Source organism: Pseudobutyrivibrio sp. LB2011, from assembly GCF_000701765.1.
Classification (GTDB): domain Bacteria; phylum Bacillota; class Clostridia; order Lachnospirales; family Lachnospiraceae; genus Pseudobutyrivibrio; species Pseudobutyrivibrio ruminis.
Map to the genome: position 1 here is coordinate 144762 of NZ_JNJS01000001.1, position 17558 is coordinate 162319.

19 protein-coding genes are annotated in these 17558 nt (G+C 40.1%); 18 read left to right on the forward strand and 1 reads right to left on the reverse strand.

All coding sequences use genetic code 11. From position 1 onward, the window contains the following. The first annotated feature begins 355 nt into the window (after positions 1 to 355). The 11 genes from T375_RS00595 to nifU all read left to right on the forward strand — a co-directional run bounded on the left by T375_RS00595 (position 356) and on the right by nifU (position 10980). Positions 356 to 832 carry a GNAT family N-acetyltransferase gene (locus T375_RS00595; RefSeq protein WP_044933781.1) on the forward strand — a complete coding sequence of 159 codons (477 nt, stop codon included), beginning with the start codon at positions 356 to 358 and terminating at the stop codon, positions 830 to 832. 123 nt (positions 833 to 955) lie between these two features. Next, on the forward strand, positions 956 to 1891 hold the full coding sequence (gene fmt / locus T375_RS00600; protein WP_044933783.1) for a methionyl-tRNA formyltransferase: 936 nt from the start codon (positions 956 to 958) through the stop codon (positions 1889 to 1891). Positions 1892 to 1905: 14 nt separating this feature from the next. Further along, complete coding sequence (gene rsmB / locus T375_RS00605; RefSeq protein WP_044933785.1) at positions 1906 to 3186, forward strand: 16S rRNA (cytosine(967)-C(5))-methyltransferase RsmB; 1281 nt, start codon at positions 1906 to 1908, stop codon at positions 3184 to 3186. Next, positions 3165 to 4238, forward strand: a complete 1074-nt coding sequence (gene rlmN / locus T375_RS00610; protein WP_044933787.1) for a dual-specificity RNA methyltransferase RlmN — start codon at positions 3165 to 3167, stop codon at positions 4236 to 4238. The genes rsmB and rlmN overlap by 22 nt, the downstream gene beginning before the upstream one ends. Then, positions 4238 to 4957, forward strand: coding sequence for a Stp1/IreP family PP2C-type Ser/Thr phosphatase (locus tag T375_RS00615; RefSeq protein ID WP_044933788.1), 720 nt, complete (start codon positions 4238 to 4240; stop codon positions 4955 to 4957). Before rlmN ends, T375_RS00615 begins: the two co-directional genes overlap by 1 nt. Before the next feature lie 26 nt (positions 4958 to 4983). Beyond that, positions 4984 to 6939, forward strand: a complete 1956-nt coding sequence (gene pknB, locus T375_RS00620) for a Stk1 family PASTA domain-containing Ser/Thr kinase (protein ID WP_044933791.1) — start codon at positions 4984 to 4986, stop codon at positions 6937 to 6939. After that, on the forward strand, positions 6939 to 7826 hold the full coding sequence (gene rsgA / locus T375_RS00625) for a ribosome small subunit-dependent GTPase A (RefSeq protein WP_044933792.1): 888 nt from the start codon (positions 6939 to 6941) through the stop codon (positions 7824 to 7826). The genes pknB and rsgA overlap by 1 nt, the downstream gene beginning before the upstream one ends. 5 nt (positions 7827 to 7831) lie before the next feature. Next, on the forward strand, positions 7832 to 8485 hold the full coding sequence (rpe, locus tag T375_RS00630) for a ribulose-phosphate 3-epimerase (RefSeq protein WP_081821948.1): 654 nt from the start codon (positions 7832 to 7834) through the stop codon (positions 8483 to 8485). After that, the gene (locus T375_RS00635; RefSeq protein ID WP_049960221.1) at positions 8482 to 9156 is read left to right on the forward strand and encodes a thiamine diphosphokinase; all 675 of its coding nucleotides are present in this window, start codon (positions 8482 to 8484) and stop codon (positions 9154 to 9156) included. Before rpe ends, T375_RS00635 begins: the two co-directional genes overlap by 4 nt. Positions 9157 to 9307: 151 nt before the next feature. After that, positions 9308 to 10516, forward strand: coding sequence for a cysteine desulfurase NifS (nifS, locus tag T375_RS00640; RefSeq protein ID WP_044933795.1), 1209 nt, complete (start codon positions 9308 to 9310; stop codon positions 10514 to 10516). Positions 10517 to 10542: 26 nt separating this feature from the next. Further along, positions 10543 to 10980 (forward strand): Fe-S cluster assembly scaffold protein NifU, encoded by a 438-nt coding sequence (gene nifU, locus T375_RS00645; protein WP_044933797.1) that lies wholly within the window; start codon positions 10543 to 10545, stop codon positions 10978 to 10980. Here the strand turns inward: nifU and T375_RS00650 are convergent. Further along, on the reverse strand, positions 10977 to 11381 hold the full coding sequence (locus tag T375_RS00650; protein ID WP_044933799.1) for an Rrf2 family transcriptional regulator: 405 nt from the start codon (positions 11379 to 11381) through the stop codon (positions 10977 to 10979). The genes nifU and T375_RS00650 overlap by 4 nt on opposite strands. A 220-nt stretch (positions 11382 to 11601) precedes the next feature. Here T375_RS00650 and T375_RS00655 point away from each other — a divergent pair, with 220 nt between their 5' ends. The 7 genes from T375_RS00655 (at position 11602) to cysK (ending at position 17534) form a co-directional block, all read left to right on the forward strand. Next, positions 11602 to 11832, forward strand: a complete 231-nt coding sequence (locus T375_RS00655) for an SGNH/GDSL hydrolase family protein (protein WP_177175568.1) — start codon at positions 11602 to 11604, stop codon at positions 11830 to 11832. 22 nt (positions 11833 to 11854) lie between these two features. Next, the gene (locus T375_RS00660) at positions 11855 to 12754 is read left to right on the forward strand and encodes a transporter substrate-binding domain-containing protein (RefSeq protein WP_044933801.1); all 900 of its coding nucleotides are present in this window, start codon (positions 11855 to 11857) and stop codon (positions 12752 to 12754) included. A gap of 38 nt (positions 12755 to 12792) precedes the next feature. Next, complete coding sequence (locus tag T375_RS00665; protein ID WP_044933803.1) at positions 12793 to 13452, forward strand: amino acid ABC transporter permease; 660 nt, start codon at positions 12793 to 12795, stop codon at positions 13450 to 13452. Then, a complete protein-coding gene (locus T375_RS00670; protein WP_044933805.1) occupies positions 13433 to 14107 on the forward strand; it encodes an amino acid ABC transporter permease in 675 nt (224 codons plus the stop codon). Before T375_RS00665 ends, T375_RS00670 begins: the two co-directional genes overlap by 20 nt. Beyond that, entirely contained in the window at positions 14107 to 14862 is a 756-nt protein-coding gene (locus T375_RS00675) for an amino acid ABC transporter ATP-binding protein (RefSeq protein WP_033153837.1), read from the forward strand. The genes T375_RS00670 and T375_RS00675 overlap by 1 nt, the downstream gene beginning before the upstream one ends. A 377-nt stretch (positions 14863 to 15239) precedes the next feature. Beyond that, on the forward strand, positions 15240 to 16574 hold the full coding sequence (locus tag T375_RS00680) for an O-acetylhomoserine aminocarboxypropyltransferase/cysteine synthase family protein (protein WP_044933807.1): 1335 nt from the start codon (positions 15240 to 15242) through the stop codon (positions 16572 to 16574). Between the two features lie 27 nt (positions 16575 to 16601). Beyond that, on the forward strand, positions 16602 to 17534 hold the full coding sequence (gene cysK / locus T375_RS00685) for a cysteine synthase A (protein ID WP_044933809.1): 933 nt from the start codon (positions 16602 to 16604) through the stop codon (positions 17532 to 17534). The last annotated feature ends 24 nt before the right edge of the window (positions 17535 to 17558 follow it).

Below are 17558 nucleotides of genomic sequence, written 5' to 3' on the forward strand. Positions count from 1 at the left end.
CAATTATTAGATAATCAAAAATTAACTTAATAAACAGTGTGATTGAGTTAAGTTTATTTTGCTTATTACATAATAAACTTAAGAAGCGGAGATTTTAGGATGAAAAAGTTAAGTTTATTTTGAGATATTTTTAATACACTTAATGCCATGTTTCATTTTTAAGTGAGATTAAAAAATTTTTAGATTCACTTAACTTTTATTCAATTTGCATGTAAGTGAATTTGGGGATTTCAGTAATTCACTTAACTTGGCTCCAGAAGGAGAGAGTTTAATTACAATTAGACAGATGTGGATGACTTTTGGATAATAAAACAAGATAATTGCCATAAAAAAGACATAAGAAAGAATATCCTATATGATAGAGACTAGAACAATAGACACAACAAACATAGCTGACGCTATAAAAATATACAATTCAAATACAGATTTTTTAATTCATCATTTAGGGGAAGATTATATCGATGAAAGCTTCCTTAAAAATGAGCTTGAAGAAATGCAGGCCCATGGTTTTACATCGAACTATATATTTGTAGATAATGAGCCAATCGGCATCCTTGACTATATGATAAATGCTGAAGGATATGTATATCTTTCTTTGCTTATGCTTACAAAGGAAAAGCAGAAAAAAGGTTTAGGTACGATTGTTTACAAATACTTTGAAAACTGGGTTCGTAATTCTGGAGCACAAATTATTAGAATTGATGTGGTTGATGACTATGAAAATAATGTTCTTCCGTTCTGGGAGAAGATGGGATTTAAGACAAAGAGACGGGATGAATTGACTTGGGGCAACAAGAAATCATCAGTCTCAGTTATGGAGAAGGTATTATAAAATGCCCTACGTATATTATGTCAGGTCACTGCGATTGTACAAAAACGTCTTAAAATGTTACACTTAGAAGTAGCGTCTTGAGACGTTTTTTCTTATGCAATACAGCAGAAAGGATTGATATAGATGAAAGTAGTATTTATGGGTACACCGGATTTTGCGGTGGAGACTTTAAAGGCAATATATGAGGCTGGGCACGAGGTTATCCTTGCAGTGTCTCAGCCAGATAAGCCAAAGGGACGTAGTGGTAAGCTTCAGCCTACTCCAGTAAAGGAATTTGCAATGGAGCATGATATCCCAGTTTATCAGCCAGTTAAAATCAGGGCAGAGGAGTCAGTTGAGTATTTAAGACAGTTCCAGGCAGATGTATTTGTTGTGGCTGCATTTGGACAGATTCTTCCAAAGGTTATCCTTGATATGCCACGCCTTGGCTGTGTAAATGTGCACGGCTCACTTCTTCCAAAGTATCGTGGTGCAGCGCCAATTCAGTGGGCTGTTATCAACGGGGAAAAGGTTTCAGGAAACACAACAATGCTTATGGGCCCAGGTCTTGATGATGGCGATATGCTTCTTAAATCAGAGATTGAGCTCGCTAAAGACGAGACAGGCGGCAGCCTTTTTGATAAGCTTGCTCTTGATGGTGGACAGCTTGCAGTAAAGACAATTGAGGCTCTTGATAGAGGAGAAATCACACCAATCCCTCAGGATGAATCACAGGCTACACACGTAGGCATGATTTCAAAGGATATGGGAAATATTGATTGGACTAAGCCAGCAGAGGAAATCGAGCGCCTTATCAGAGGTCTTAATCCATGGCCATCAGCATTTACATTTATTAATGGTAAGCAGCTAAAGCTTTGGAAAGCAACTGTAGTTGATAAATCAGGCGAGCCAGGTACAGTTATCGATGTAAATAAAAACGTATTTACCATAGCTTGCGGCAGCAAGGCGCTTGAGATTAATGAGCTTCAGCTTGAAGGCAAAAAGCGTATGGCAGCTGGTGATTTCCTTAGAGGATATCAGCTTGAGACTGGTGCCAAACTATCAAATAGTAAGAATTAATTAGAGGATATTTGATGTCAGATAACAATAAGATAAACACGAGAATGATTGCTTTTGAAACTCTACTTGAGATTCTTGAGCATGGTCAGTTCTCTCATATATATTTAAAAGCTGTTTTAGATAAATACGCTTATCTTGATAAAAACGAGAGAGCATTTATCACGCGTCTTGTAAACGGCACAGTGGAGCGAAAGCTTCAGCTTGATTACATCATCGACAGCTTTTCAAAAACAAAGGTTAAAAAAATGAAGCCTGTAATTCGCACCATTATGCGAATGGGAGCTTATGAAATTTTTTACATGGATTCCGTTCCAGACTCTGCAACCTGCAATGAATATGTAAAGATTGCAAAGAAAAAAGGCTTTACTGGTTTGTCGGGATTTGTTAACGGAGTACTTAGAAACATATCTCGACAAAAATCAGAAGTTAAGTTTACAGATTTGTGCACAAAGTACTCTATGCCACAGTGGATTGTGGACAAGTGGACTTCAGAGTATGGCAAAGAACAGACAGAAGAAATTCTCAAGGGATTCTACGAGCCACAGGATCTTTGCATTAGGGTTAACCTTAGCAAAGTGACCAGGGAAGAACTGAAAGAGAAACTGGAAAGCAGAAATATTTCAGTACGTATATGCGATACAATTGACAGCGCATGCTACATCAATGGATATGATTCTCTGGCAAGTATTCCAGAATTTAATCAAGGGCTTTTCTATATTCAGGATTATTCTTCACAGCTTGTACCATACAAGGCAGGCATCAAGGATACTGATAAAGTCATAGATGTGTGTGCAGCACCGGGAGGCAAGGCACTTCATGCGGCGCAGATTGCTTCCCAAGGAAGTGTAGAAGCCAGAGACCTTACCGAGGCAAAGGTTTCACTTATAAATGAAAACATACAGCGTACTGGGGCTACAAACATCACTGCCAAGCAGTGGGATGCCACAGAATTTGACCAGGCAGCAGAAAATCAGTATGATGTGGTAATTGCTGATTTACCATGTTCAGGTCTTGGTATTATCAGAAAGAAGCCGGATATTAAATACAATCAGACAGAAGAAAGCTTGAATGAGCTGGTTCAGCTTCAGGCAAATATTCTAGATACTGTTTGTAAGTATGTAAAGGACGGCGGAACATTGTGCTATAGCACATGTACTATTAATAAAGATGAAAACGAAAATCAGGTAAGCAACTTCTTATCATCACATAAGGACTTTACAATGGTTAACATGGAACAGCTATTGCCTGATTCTAGTCACGATGGATTTTTTATATGTGTAATGAAAAAGAACTAGTAGACCTTAGGTCACTAAACTTAAACGAACTAACAGAATTTGTTACAGCTGACTTGGGAGAGCCAAAGTTTAGAGCAAAGCAGCTCTATGAGTGGATGCACCAGCATTTGGCACAGGATTATGACGAGATGAAAAACATTCCAAAGTCTCTCAAGGAAAAGCTTGCAGACAGATGCAACTACCATCCATTGAAGCAGATTGATTTGCAGGTTTCCAAAATCGATGGTACTCGCAAATACCTTTTTGAGCTTTATGATGGAGAAATGGTAGAGAGTGTTTGGATGAGCTACAAGCATGGCAACTCTGTGTGTATCAGCTCTCAGGTTGGATGTAAAATGGGATGCCGTTTCTGCGCATCTACACTCAACGGATGGGTGAGAAACCTGACAGCTTCAGAGATGCTTGGACAGATTTATGCCATCCAAAGGGATACAGGAGAGCGTGTTTCAAACTTGGTTGTTATGGGCACAGGCGAGCCAATGGACAACTATGATAATATAGTTAAATTTGTTAGACTATTATCAGATGAAAACGGACTGAATATCTCACAGCGAAATATCACAGTCAGCACATGCGGTATTGTTCCTCGCATAAAGCAGCTTGCGGATGAGGATTTGACAATCACACTTGCCATTTCTTTGCATGCGCCAAACCAGCAGAAGCGAGCAGAGCTTATGCCAATTGCAAACAAGTATGAGATTCACGAGTTAATCGATGCTTGTGAATACTATTTCAACAAGACAGGTCGAAGAATCACCTTCGAATATTCTCTTGTTGGTGGCGTCAATGATAGAGACCAGGATGCCACAGAATTAGGTGAATTAATAGGCCATCTTAACTGCCATGTAAACCTTATTCCGGTGAACCCAATTAAGGAGCGCGATTTCGTTTCACCAAGCATGGACAGGGCCTACGCATTCCAAAAAAAGATTGAAAAATACGTGAATAATGCTACTATTAGAAGGGAAATGGGTCGCGATATTGACGGGGCCTGTGGACAACTTAGAAAGCGAACAATGGACGCAAAAGACGCTTCGAAAGGGACTACTTAATGATAAGCTATGAAAAAACTGATGTCGGTGTCAAGAGAAAGGTAAATCAAGACACTATCTATGCATCTGACACAAGGGTTGGAAAGCTTCCAAACCTTTACATTGTGGCCGATGGCATGGGTGGAGAATTGGCAGGTGATTATGCTTCTGCAAAATGCGTGGAAATCATAATCGATTCAATTACCAATTCAAATGAGCTTGAGACTGTCAGAATCTTAGAGCAGGCAATTCAGACAGCAAACAATCGCATATTTACAGAGTCTCATAAGGATTCTAGTAAAACTGGTATGGGGACTACTTTGGTCTTGGCTACAGTTTTTGATGGACATCTTTATGTGGCAAATGTGGGTGATAGTAGACTCTATGTTGCTAATGGAGCAATGTTAAAGCAGGTTACAAAGGACCACTCTGTTGTTGCTGAACTAGTTAGAACTGGTGAGTTAGATAAAGACGATGCTAAATATGACAAACGTAAGAACATGATTACTCGAGCTATCGGGGCCGAAGAAACTATTACACCAGATTATTTTGATGTGGAAATCAGCGGTAATGAACACATCCTACTTTGTTCAGATGGATTGACCAACATGGTCGAGGATCAGGAAATTTATGAGATTCTCACATCTGAGGAAACCATTGAAAGCAGGGCAAACAAGCTCGTTGAGCGTGCCAATGCAAATGGTGGCAAAGACAATGTTTCAGTTATTATTATCGAATAAGAAATAGGTTGTATAAAGGAGAATACATGATTACACAAGGCGTATTTATAGCGGATAGATATGAAGTAATAGATAGAGTTGGATCAGGCGGAATGTCTGATGTTTATCGTGCAAAGGATCACATTCTTGGTCGTGAAGTTGCAATAAAAATATTAAAGCAGGAGTTTTCCGAGGATGCTACTTTCGTAGCAAAGTTCAGAACTGAGGCTCAGTCAGCAGCAGGTCTTGAACATCCAAATATCGTTAATATATATGATGTAGGTTCTGAAAACGGAATGTACTTCATTGTTATGGAGTATGTAGAGGGGATTACTCTCAAGACATACATCGAGAAAAAGGGACAGCTCAATTTCAAGGAAGCTATCTCAATTGCCATCCAGGTTGGACGTGGTATCGAGGCAGCTCATCAAAAGGGCATTATCCATCGTGATATTAAGCCACAGAACATTATCATTTCCACAGAAGGAAAGGTTAAGGTTACTGATTTTGGTATTGCTCATGCAGCAAGCTCAAACACAATCCACGCTGATGTGATGGGATCAGTTCATTATTCATCACCAGAGCAGGCTAGAAACGGTTTTGTTGATGGAAAGAGTGACATTTATTCACTTGGTATTGTTATGTACGAAATGGTCACAGGCCGTGTTCCATTCGATGGAGACAATACAGTTGCAATCGCAATCCAGCATTTACAGGAGGAGATGGTAGCACCTTCAGCATATGCTCCAGATCTTCCAATTTCACTTGAGAAAATCATCCTCAAGGCTACAATGAAGTCACCAGATAGAAGATATCCAACTATCTCTGACATGCTTATGGATTTAAAGAAAGCACTTGTTAGCCCTAATGAGGATTTCGTTACAATCGTTGGTGCAGCAGATCTTGGCCAGACAAAGGTTATGCCTAAGGTTCCTGTTGAGACAGAGGAATCAATCACAAAGAAGGCTGCAGCAGCACTTATCTTCGACGATGATTATGACGACGAAGAAGAGTACTACGATGACGATGAATATTACGATGATGACGATTATTATGACGACGATGACGAGGATGAAGAAGATTCTAAGATGGACAGAATCATGACATTCGCAGGCATTGGTGTTGGTGTTGCTATCGTTGCTATCTTAGTTGCTATTCTTGGAAATGTATTTGGCGTTTTCAACTTTGGCGCAAAGAAAGTAACAATGATTAACGTTGTTGGTTCATCTTATGAGGCAGCTGTTGAGCAGTTGGAAGGGCTTGGTCTTGATACAGAGGACAATATTGTTGTTTCATACGAGGAAAACGACGATTACGAAGATGGCACAGTTATTTACCAGTCAGTAGCAGAGGGCGAGGAGTTCTCTCTCAAAGATACATTAAGACTTACTGTTGCAGGTGAAGATACATCAAGCAGCTCAGGTGATTCATCAAGCTCAGATAGTTCAAGCTCTAGCGACTCAAGTAGCTCTAATAGCTCAAGCAGTTCAAGTAGCTCTAGCAGCTCTAGCAATGACAACTCATCATCTAGCTCAACAGATTCTGATTCAACAGTTGCAGTACCAAGCGTAGTTGGTCTTTCACAGGCAGAAGCTACAACTGTTTTGGATGCAAAGGGAATCGTTGTTACAAGCACAACACAGGAGTACTCAGATGATGTTGCATCTGGCTCAGTAATCAGCCAGTCAATCGAAGCAGGTGAAATGGTTGCACCAAACACAAGCATTACACTTGTTATCAGTAAAGGTAAGAAAGAGACTACATACAGCTACACAGTTTCAAACCCATTTGATGGTCCATGTACTTACTCAATTGCAGAGACAAACCAGTCAGGTAATATTCCAAAGAATGGTGCAATCAACATTAGCAATTCACCAAAGTCATCACTTACTATTACTTTGACTTACACTCCTACAATTACTGCATCAGATGGAAGCACAGTAGCTCTTGATGATCAAACTGAAACCAAAACCGAAACTATACAGGGTACAGTTGAGCAATAATGACAGGAAAAATAATTAAAGGTATCGCCGGGTTCTACTACGTATACGTGGAGGACCAGGGCGTATACGAGTGCAAGGCAAAGGGAGCCTTCAGAAAAGATAAAATAAAGCCTTTGGTAGGGGATGACGTTACAATTGACGTCATCTCTTCCGAGGAAATGACGGGCAATGTTATAAGCATTTTGCCGCGAAAGTCTGAGCTTATCAGACCGGCTGTTGCAAATGTTGATCAAGCATTGCTCATTTTTGCAACTAAAAATCCTGAGCCAAATCTTAATCTTTTGGACAGATTCCTCTGTATGATGGAAGAGCAGGATTTGCCTATCGTCATATGCTTCAACAAAGAAGACATAGCAGACGATGGCTTTGAAGAGAGAATGCGAGCTACTTACGAAAAAGCAGGATACAAAGTTATTTTCTGTTCTGCAAAAAACGACGAGGGCATAGATGGCATTCGAGAAATATTAAAAGGCAAAACATCTACCGTTGCAGGACCATCCGGTGTTGGCAAAAGCTCTATAGTCAATAAACTGACTGAGGGCCAGACCATGGAAACTGGAGAGGTTTCTGAAAAAATCGGTAGAGGAAAACATACGACACGTCATTCCGAGCTTTTATATTTAGGTGACGACACATTCATTATGGACACACCAGGTTTCTCATCTTTGTTTGTTCCAAAGATAGAGCCTGTGGATTTATATACCTTATTTCCAGAGTTTATTGAGCCAGCTTCTTACTGCAAGTTTACAGGCTGCGCTCATGACAAGGAGCCTAGCTGCGGCGTAAAAGATGCAGTAGCATCTGGTGAAATCGCAGCCAGCAGATACGAGAACTACCTTCAGATTTATTCTGAAATGGTTAATGAAAGGAATAATAAATACAGGTAATGATTATGGAAAAATGTTTAGCACCTTCAATTTTGTCAGCGGATTTTGGAATTTTAAAACAACAGCTAGAAGTCATTGATGAGGCTGGAGCACAGTACGTTCATTTCGATGTAATGGACGGTGTTTTTGTGCCAAGCATCAGCTTTGGACTTCCTGTTCTAAAAACAATTCGTAAATACACAGACAGAATGATGGATGTGCATTTGATGATAGTGGATCCTGAGCGTTACGTTAAGGATTTTGCTGAGGCAGGAGCAGATATTATTACAGTTCATGCTGAGGCTTGTAAGCATTTGGATGCAACGATTGAATTGATTAAGGCCAGTGGTGCTATGGCCGGTGTAGCAATCAATCCAGCAACTCCACTTAGTGCAATTAGCCATGTTTTGGAAAAGGTAGATATGGTTCTTATCATGACAGTTAACCCAGGTTTTGGTGGACAGTCATTGATTCCATACACACTTGATAAGGTAAGAGAGCTATCACAGCTTTTAAATCAAAAGGGATTAAAGATTGATATTGAAGTTGATGGTGGCATTAATAAAGACACTATTGATGATGCTTTAGATGCAGGAGCCAATATTATCGTAGCTGGCTCAGCTGTGTTTAACGGCGATATTTCAGCAAACGTTGAAGCTCTTATGGAGAAAATGCGATGATAGCAATTATTGGTGGCGGTAGCATCAATAAGAATTTCATAAGTGAGTTCATAAGCAAGCTTGATGAAGCTTCGTTAAGTATAATTGCTTGCGATAGTGGCTATGAAAACTGTCTGGATATAGGGCAGGAGCCAGATATTGTTATAGGAGATTTCGATTCCATATCAAAGGACGCATACGAAAAGCTTCAGCATAGCAATGCCGAGGTAATCAAGCTCAATCCTGTAAAGGATGATACAGATATTGAAGCAGCGTTAAATATAGCTATTCGCAAGTCAATGGTAGGGGATTATATTTACCTTTTAGGTGCCACAGGCAAACGCCTGGATCATTTCCTTGGAAATGTAAATCTTCTTGGTATGGGTTGTTTGAAGCAGCGTAAAGTTGTAATTGTAGATGAGTATAATTACATTCAAATGATTTCTGCCGGGCAGGTTCTTAATCTTTCTAGAGAGGGAGCGGAAGCACAATTTGGTCATTATATTTCAATATTCCCTTATGGAGGCAAGGCCACGGGCGTGACTATGACAGGTTTCAAATATCCTTTGGAAAATGCCACTATAGAAGGATTCAATACCCTGACTGTTAGCAATGAAATTACAGAAGAGGTTGGCAGTATTTCATTAAAAGAAGGATATTTAATAGTGTGTGAAACAAGAGATGCAATTTAGCATCTCTTTTTTTAATGAGAAGATTTCTTAATAAGGCTAAAAGATGCAAACACCTATTGACCTAGTAGGTGTTTGGTGATATCTTCATTAACAGACTAGGTTACTAGGTAAAAGGAGCAACTTAGAATAATGTTAAAGAAAGGTAGTAGTTATGTTTGTATATGCAGATAATGCAGCGACAACAGCTGTTAGTAAAAAAGTAGTGGATGCCATGCTTCCATATTTCACAGAAGTATATGGAAATCCATCAAGCCTTTATTCGGTAGGCCAGAAGGCAAAGGAAGTATTAGAGGAATCAAGAGAAAAGGTGGCAGCCATTTTAGGTGCGAAGCCTAGAGAAATATATTTTACATCAGGCGGAAGTGAGGCAGATAATCAGGCAATCATGTCTGCCGCAAAAGCAGGTGCAAAGAAGGGGAAGAAGCACATCATTTCTTCGAAGTTTGAGCATCATGCAGTGCTTCACACACTTCAGGCATTGGAAAAGGAAGGCTTTGAAATCACACTTGTAGATGTACATGAGAATGGTGTGGTAGATCCAAAGGAAATCGAGGATGCGATTCGTGAGGATACAGCACTTGTTACTATCATGTATGCCAACAACGAAATCGGAACAATTCAGCCAATCGCAGAAATCGGAAGAATCTGTCGTGAGAAGAAGGTATGGTTCCATACAGATGCAGTTCAGGCTATTAGCCATGTTCACATCAATGTTGAAGAGCAGAATATTGATATGCTTTCAATTTCTGCCCACAAGTTCCATGGCCCAAAGGGTGTAGGAGTTCTTTATGTAAAGGGCGGTATCCCAGTGTCTAACGTAATCTACGGTGGCGCTCAGGAAAGAGGAAAGAGAGCAGGTACAGAAAATCTTGCAGGCATTGTAGGTCTTACAGTTGCACTTGAGGATGCTGTTGCAAATATTGACGCAAATAATGAGCATCTTGCACCTCTTCAGGAAAGACTTATCCAGGGATTATCTCAGATTCCCTACTCAGAGTTAAATGGAGACAGACATGCTAGAGTTACATCAAATGTAAACTTCTGCTTCGAGGGAATTGAGGGAGAATCACTTTTACTTTTACTTGACGATAAGGGTGTAGCAGTTTCATCAGGCTCAGCTTGTACATCTGGCTCATTAGACCCAAGCCATGTACTACTTGCAATTGGTAGACCACACGAGGTAGCTCACGGCTCACTAAGAATCTCACTTGGCGAGGATGCAACAGAGGAGCAGGTGGACTACATTATTAAATCTGTTTCAGAGGTAATTGAGTATCTTAGAAGCTTTTCACCATTCTGGGGTGATTTAATTAGCGGCAAGAGAAATCACGTATTTGCAGAGCACAAGGAAATCGCTTAAACACACAAGAGAGAAGGAGTAGAAAGATGGCATTATATAGCGAAAAGGTCATGGACCATTTTAGAAACCCAAGAAATGTAGGAGTTATTGAAGACGCCGATGGAGTAGGTGAAGTTGGAAATCCAGTCTGTGGCGATATCATGAAAATATATCTTAAGATTAATGACCAGCAGATTATCGATGACGTTAAGTTTGAGACATTTGGATGTGGTAGCGCCATTGCATCAAGCTCAATGGCAACAGAACTTATTATGGGAAAGCCGGTATCAGAAGCTTTACAGCTTACTAACAAGGCTGTTACTGAGGCACTAGATGGGCTTCCACCACATAAGCTTCACTGTTCAGTTCTTGCTGAAGAAGCAATAAAATCTGCTGTAAAGGACTACTACGACAAAAATGACATAGAGTACGATCCAGCAGATTTTCCTGAAGAGCATGATTGTGAAGCTTGTCACGTAAACTAAGCTTCGTTTACAAGATCACTGAGCTTCTTTCCATAGAAGAAATCACGCTCTAACAAATAAAACTCGGTCCACATAGGAAGAGTTTTGCATACACCTTCACGAGGGCAGTCTTTTGCACCGTCGGCTAAGCAAGCCACAGGAGCAAGGCTGCCTTCAAGCAATTCTATAATCTCACCAATAGAATATTCCTCAGGCTTTCTGGTAAGACGATATCCGCCGCCTTTTCCACTAACTCCAGACACAAGTCCACCTTTAACCAATTCCTTAACTATTATTTCCAAATACTTCTTAGAAATATCCTGGCGCTCAGCAATATCCTTAAGTGGAATATAAGCCTCGCTATCTTGCTGCGCCAAGTCTATCATTACACGAAGTGCATATCTACCTTTAGTACTAAACATATCGTACCTCCTTAATAACACTATAATATCCTAGGTAAATAGGTAAATCAAGGGGGATTAGGTGGATGGTGGCTTGCTATAGGTTTTGTTGATAACGGTGTATAGGAAACCTTGATTATAAAACCTATTGACCTAGTAGGTAATAAGGGGTAAGATATCACACATAACAAGGAAGGAGGTAGCAGATGAAAAACATATCATCCTGGTGTCACCTATTCATTTGGGAGAAAAGGTATGGCAGAACAATTATGATCCTGAATTCAATGAACACTCTGTAGTGATTTCTAAAGAATTGAAAGCAGTCTTTAGAAAGCTCGCCGAGGAGTATGACTGTAAGTTTTTGGCAGCATCTGATGTGGCGGAGCCATCAGAATTGGATCAGGAGCACATGGACGCCAAAAGCCATGAGTTACTCGCGGGAGCAATATATGAAAAGTTGGTAAAAATATAAAGATAGAAAGAGGACGATTAATATGAAAAACAACTTACTTAAGAAATTATCAAGCGGATTACTTATTACAGCACTTACAGCTACAGCATTTGTTGGATGCGGAAACTCAAGTGCGGATGCAGGAGAGGAAGTAAAGGATGCAAGTGTGGAGGCAGGCGCAGAGGCAGCTGATTCAAATGCAGGCTTCAGAACACTTGATGAGATTAAGGAAAGCGGAACAATTAACATCGGCGTGTTCTCAGACAAGAGCCCATTTGGTTATGTAGATGAGAATGGTGAGTATGCAGGATACGATGTTTATTTTGCAGAGAGAATTGGTGAGGATCTTGGTGTTGAGATTAACTACGTATCAACAGAAGCTGCAAACAGAATTGAGTATCTTCAGACAGGAAAGGTTGATATCATTCTTGCAAACTTTACTGTAACAGAAGAGAGAGCTCAGGAGGTTGATTTCGCACTTCCATATATGAATGTTGCACTTGGCGTTGTATCACCTTCAGATGCTGTTATTGAGAGCCTTGATGATATAGGTGAGGATGATCAGGTAATTGTTATTTCTGGTACAACAGCAGAGACATACCTTACAAAGAACTATCCTGATATCAAGCTTCAGAAGTACGATGCATATGCAGAGGCAAAGACAGCATTTGAGAACGGCAACGGCGTAGCATGGGCAAACGATAATACAGAGGTTATCGCATTTGCGATAGAGAATGAAGGATACACAGTAGGTATTCCAGAGCTTGGTGACCAGGATACAATCGCTCCAGCTGTAACAAAGGGCAATGAGACACTTCTCAACTGGCTTAACGAAGAGCTTGATACACTTGGCGATGAGAACTTCTTCCACGCTGATTACGAGGCAACTCTTCTTGATACATACGGTGCTGACTATGAGGATACACTTGTAGTAGAGCAGTAAGATTCCTAAAGAAAATTTGAAAGGCTATTTATTTAGTAATGGATATAAGTATTCTTAGAGAATATATTCCACTATATAAAGAAGCACTTTTACTTACAATGAAGATAGGATGGCAGGGCATATTAATGAGTCTAATCATTGGACTCGTAGGCTCTGCTATCCTGCATTTTAAAGTTCCAGTGCTTAAAACAATAATTGGAATATATATTGAAATTTTTAGAAACACGCCACTTTTGGTTCAACTATTTTTTATTTACTTTGCGTTGCCAAAGGTGGGTATCAAAATAACTGCAGAAACATGCGGTATTCTAGGACTTGGCCTTCTAGGTGGAGCCTATATGATTGAAACCTTTAGAAGTGGTCTGGATGCAATTCCTGTAATACAAAAAGAAAGCGCACTTAGCCTTGGCATGAGTGAGTATCAGACCTTGTGGCATGTAATTATGCCGCAGGCAATTTCTATCAGCGTGCCGGGACTTTTGGCCAACGTAATATTCTTATTAAAAGAGACATCAGTGTTTTCAACAATCAGTCTTATGGACCTGATGTTTACTGCAAAGGATTTAATAGGAATGTACGCAAAGACAATTGAGTGTCTGTTTCTTTTGGTTGTATTCTACCTGATTATGCTCCTTCCAGTATCGATTGTAGGAGCGATTGTGGAAAGGAGGTTGCGCTATGGCCAGTTTGGGGATTGATGTTCTGTTCAAAGGAACAAACTTCATGAGATTGCTTCAGGGCTTGTGGGTTTTAATTGAAATCAGCCTTATATCCGTTGCAATTAGTATTTTACTTGGACTTGTTGTCGGTGTATTGATGACAGTCGATAATAAGATTTTAAAAGCGGTATTGAAGCTATATCTTGAAACAGTAAGAATCATGCCACAGATGGTGCTTCTTTTCATTGTGTATTTCGGAACTACCAGAGTTTTTGGTTGGGACTTATCAGCAGAAGCTTCAGCAATTTTTGTATTCACCTTCTGGGGCACAGCAGAGATGGGAGATTTGGTAAGAGGTTCTATAAAGAGTATTCCTCGTATCCAATTTGAATCTGCATATGCTCTTGGAATGGATAAGCTTCAGACCTATTTATACATAATACTGCCACAGACAATAAGACGTCTGATTCCGCTATCAATCAACCTTATAACCAGAATGATTAAGACAACATCACTTGTAATGATGATTGGTATTGTGGAAGTTTTGAAGGTAGGGCAGCAGATTATCGAGGCAAACAGAAACACTTCACCAAATGCTGCATTTGGCGTGTTTGGGGTTGTTATGCTTATGTATTTCCTTGTTTGCTGGCCAATCAGTAGACTTAGTATTTATTTGGAGAAAAGGTGGGCGTAATGAGCGAATTATTAAAGGTTACACATTTACATAAGGAATTTGGAAACAATGTTGTTTTGAAAGACATCAATCTTTCTGTAAAAAGAGGAGAGGTTGTAGTAATCATCGGACCATCAGGCTGTGGTAAAAGTACATTTTTAAGATGCTTGAATGGTTTGGAGGAAATTCAGGGAGGCATCATTACCGTTGATGGACTTCCAGTGGAGGCTGATAAAAGAGATATCACAAAGCTTCGTCAGAAGATTGGAATGGTGTTCCAGTCTTACGAATTGTTCCCTCACAAGACAGTAATTGAAAACATCATACTGGCACCTACTAAGGTTCAGAAGAGAAACAAGGAAGAGGTTACAAAGGAGGCAATAGAGCTTCTAGACAAGGTCGGTCTCTCTGATAAAAAGGATTATTATCCTAGACAGCTTTCTGGTGGACAGAAGCAGCGAGTTGCAATTGTACGTGCACTTGTAATGCATCCAGAGATTATACTTTTTGATGAGGTGACAGCGGCTCTTGATCCAGAGATGGTTCATGAGGTACTTGAAACTATGATTAAGCTGGCTAAAAGTGGCCGCACTATGCTCATAGTAACTCACGAAATGAGTTTTGCAGAGGCTGTTGCAGATAGAATCCTATTCTTCGACAATGGCGAGATAGTAGAAGAGACAGAAGACGTAAAGGGATTCTTTAAGGAACCTGTTACAGAACGAGCTCAAAAGTTCCTTAGAACCTTTGAGTATGATAGTGCCTTGTATATATAAACAAGCACAGTTGTCCTAGTGGTGACTAGAAAAACGTAACAAACATTTGTAGTTGCAGAAAATAGGCACAAAACCGTACTTATATTTTTTTTCTAATTCAACTGTTGATATTTCAAACATTTTGCGGCACATAGGGCAACGAAGTTTTACCATATCCATAAAAAACACCTACCTTTACTGTTTTATAAGGATATAGTAGCAACTAAATGTGAAAATAAAATATTAAAAATGTGACTATAGCTAGTTATAAATTCAATTTATAGCTAGCTATAGTTTTTGCTTATTGTAAAACCTATTGACTAGGTAGGTAATTAAATGTATTATCATTTCAACACAAAAACATATCAACCAGATAGGCAAAAAAAGGAGGAAGAATTATGAGCAATTATAGATTTGAAACTTTAGCACTTCATGTGGGCCAGGAAAACCCAGATCCAGCATCTGATGCAAGAGCAGTACCTATTTACCAGACTACTAGCTACGTATTCAGAGATTCACAGCATGCAGCAGATAGATTTGGTCTTGCTGATGCAGGTAACATTTATGGTCGTCTTACAAATTCTACTCAGGGTGTTTTAGAGGAGAGAGTTGCAGCACTTGAAGGTGGAAGCGCAGCACTTGCAGTTGCATCTGGTGCAGCAGCAATCACATACACAATCCAAGCACTTGCTGCAAACGGTGGACACATCGTAGCACAGAAGACAATCTACGGCGGAAGCTACAATCTTCTTGCTCATACTCTTACACAGTATGGAATCACAGCAACATTCGTAGATGCCCATAACTTAGATGAGGTTAAAAACGCAATTCAGGATAACACAAGAGCAATCTACTTAGAGACTCTTGGAAATCCTAACAGCGATATTCCAGATATCGATGCAATTGCAAAGATTGCACATGAAGCAGGTCTTCCACTTGTTGTTGACAACACATTTGGAGCAGCTTATTGGGTAAGACCAATTGAGCACGGCGCAGACATCGTTGTTCATTCAGCAACAAAGTTCTTCGGTGGACACGGAACAACACTTGGTGGTGTTATCGTAGAAGCTGGAAAGTATGATTGGAAGGCAAGCGGAAAGTACCCTAACATCGCAGAAGCGAATCCAAGCTATCATGGTGTATCATTTGCTGAGGTTGCCGGTCCTGCAGCATTTGTAACATACATCAGAGCTATTCTTCTTAGAGACACAGGGGCAACAATCTCACCATTTAATGCATTCCTCCTTTTGCAGGGAATTGAGACATTGCCTCTTCGTCTCGACAGACATGCAGAAAATACAAAGAAGGTTGTTGAGTTCTTGAAGAATCATCCAAAGGTAGCTCATGTAAATCATCCATCACTTGAGGATCATCCAGATCATGAGCTTTACAAGAAATACTTCCCAAAGGATGGCGGAAGCATTTTCACATTCGAAATCAAGGGTGGCAAGGAAGAAGCTTACAATTTTATTGATAGCCTTGAAATCTTCTCAATCCTTGCAAATGTAGCAGATGTAAAGAGCCTGGTTATTCACCCAGCGACAACAACTCATTCTCAGCTTACAGAGGAAGAGCTTTTAGATCAGGGAATTACACAGTCTACAATCAGACTTTCAATTGGTACAGAGCACATTGATGACATCATTGAGGATTTACAGAAGGGCTTTGATGCAATTGATGCAGAGAAGATTGAAGAAGTTTTTAATGCAGAAAAAAACGCAAATGCGGTATAATATAAAAAAACTAGGAGGAGACTTGAAATGTCAAAGATTTATAAAGGAGCTATTGAGTTAATTGGAAAGACTCCACTTGTTGAGGTGGTTAATATTGAAAAGGAGCTTGGGCTTGAGGCTACAGTTCTTGTAAAGCTTGAGTATTTCAATCCAGCTGGATCAGTAAAGGATAGAGTAGCAAAGGCTATGATCGAGGATGCAGAGGAGAGAGGTCTCCTCAAGGAAGGATCAGTAATCATCGAGCCAACTTCAGGAAACACAGGTATCGGTCTTGCAGCAATCGCAGCATCAAAGGGATACCGTGCAATCCTTACAATGCCAGAGACAATGTCAGTTGAGCGTAGAAATATCCTTAAGGCATATGGCGCTGAAATCGTTCTTACAGAAGGCTCAAAGGGTATGAAGGGGGCTATCGCAAAGGCTGAGGAGCTTGCAGCTGAAATCGAGGGAAGCTTTATCCCTGGTCAGTTTGTAAATCCAGCAAATGCAACAGCTCACAGAACAACTACAGGTCCAGAAATCTGGGAAGACACAGATGGAAATGTTGATATCTTCATCGCTGGTGTAGGTACTGGTGGAACAGTCACAGGTGTAGGTGAGTACCTTAAGTCACAGAAGCCAGATGTTAAGATTGTTGCACTTGAGCCAAAGGATTCACCTGTTCTTTCAGAGGGACGTGCAGGTGCACACAAGATTCAGGGTATCGGCGCAGGATTTGTTCCAGACGTATTAAATACAGAGATTTACGATGAGATTTTCGTAGCAGACAGTGCAGATGCATTTGCAGCAGCAAAGCTTCTCGCAAAGAAGGAAGGAATCTCAGTTGGTATTTCTTCAGGAGCAGCTCTCCACGGAGCAATCGAGCTCGCAAAGAAGCCAGAGAATAAGGGAAAGACAATTGTAGCTTTACTTCCTGATTCAGGTGATAGATATTATTCAACACCATTATTCACAGAATAAAAAAAAGCCAACCTTTTTATAAAG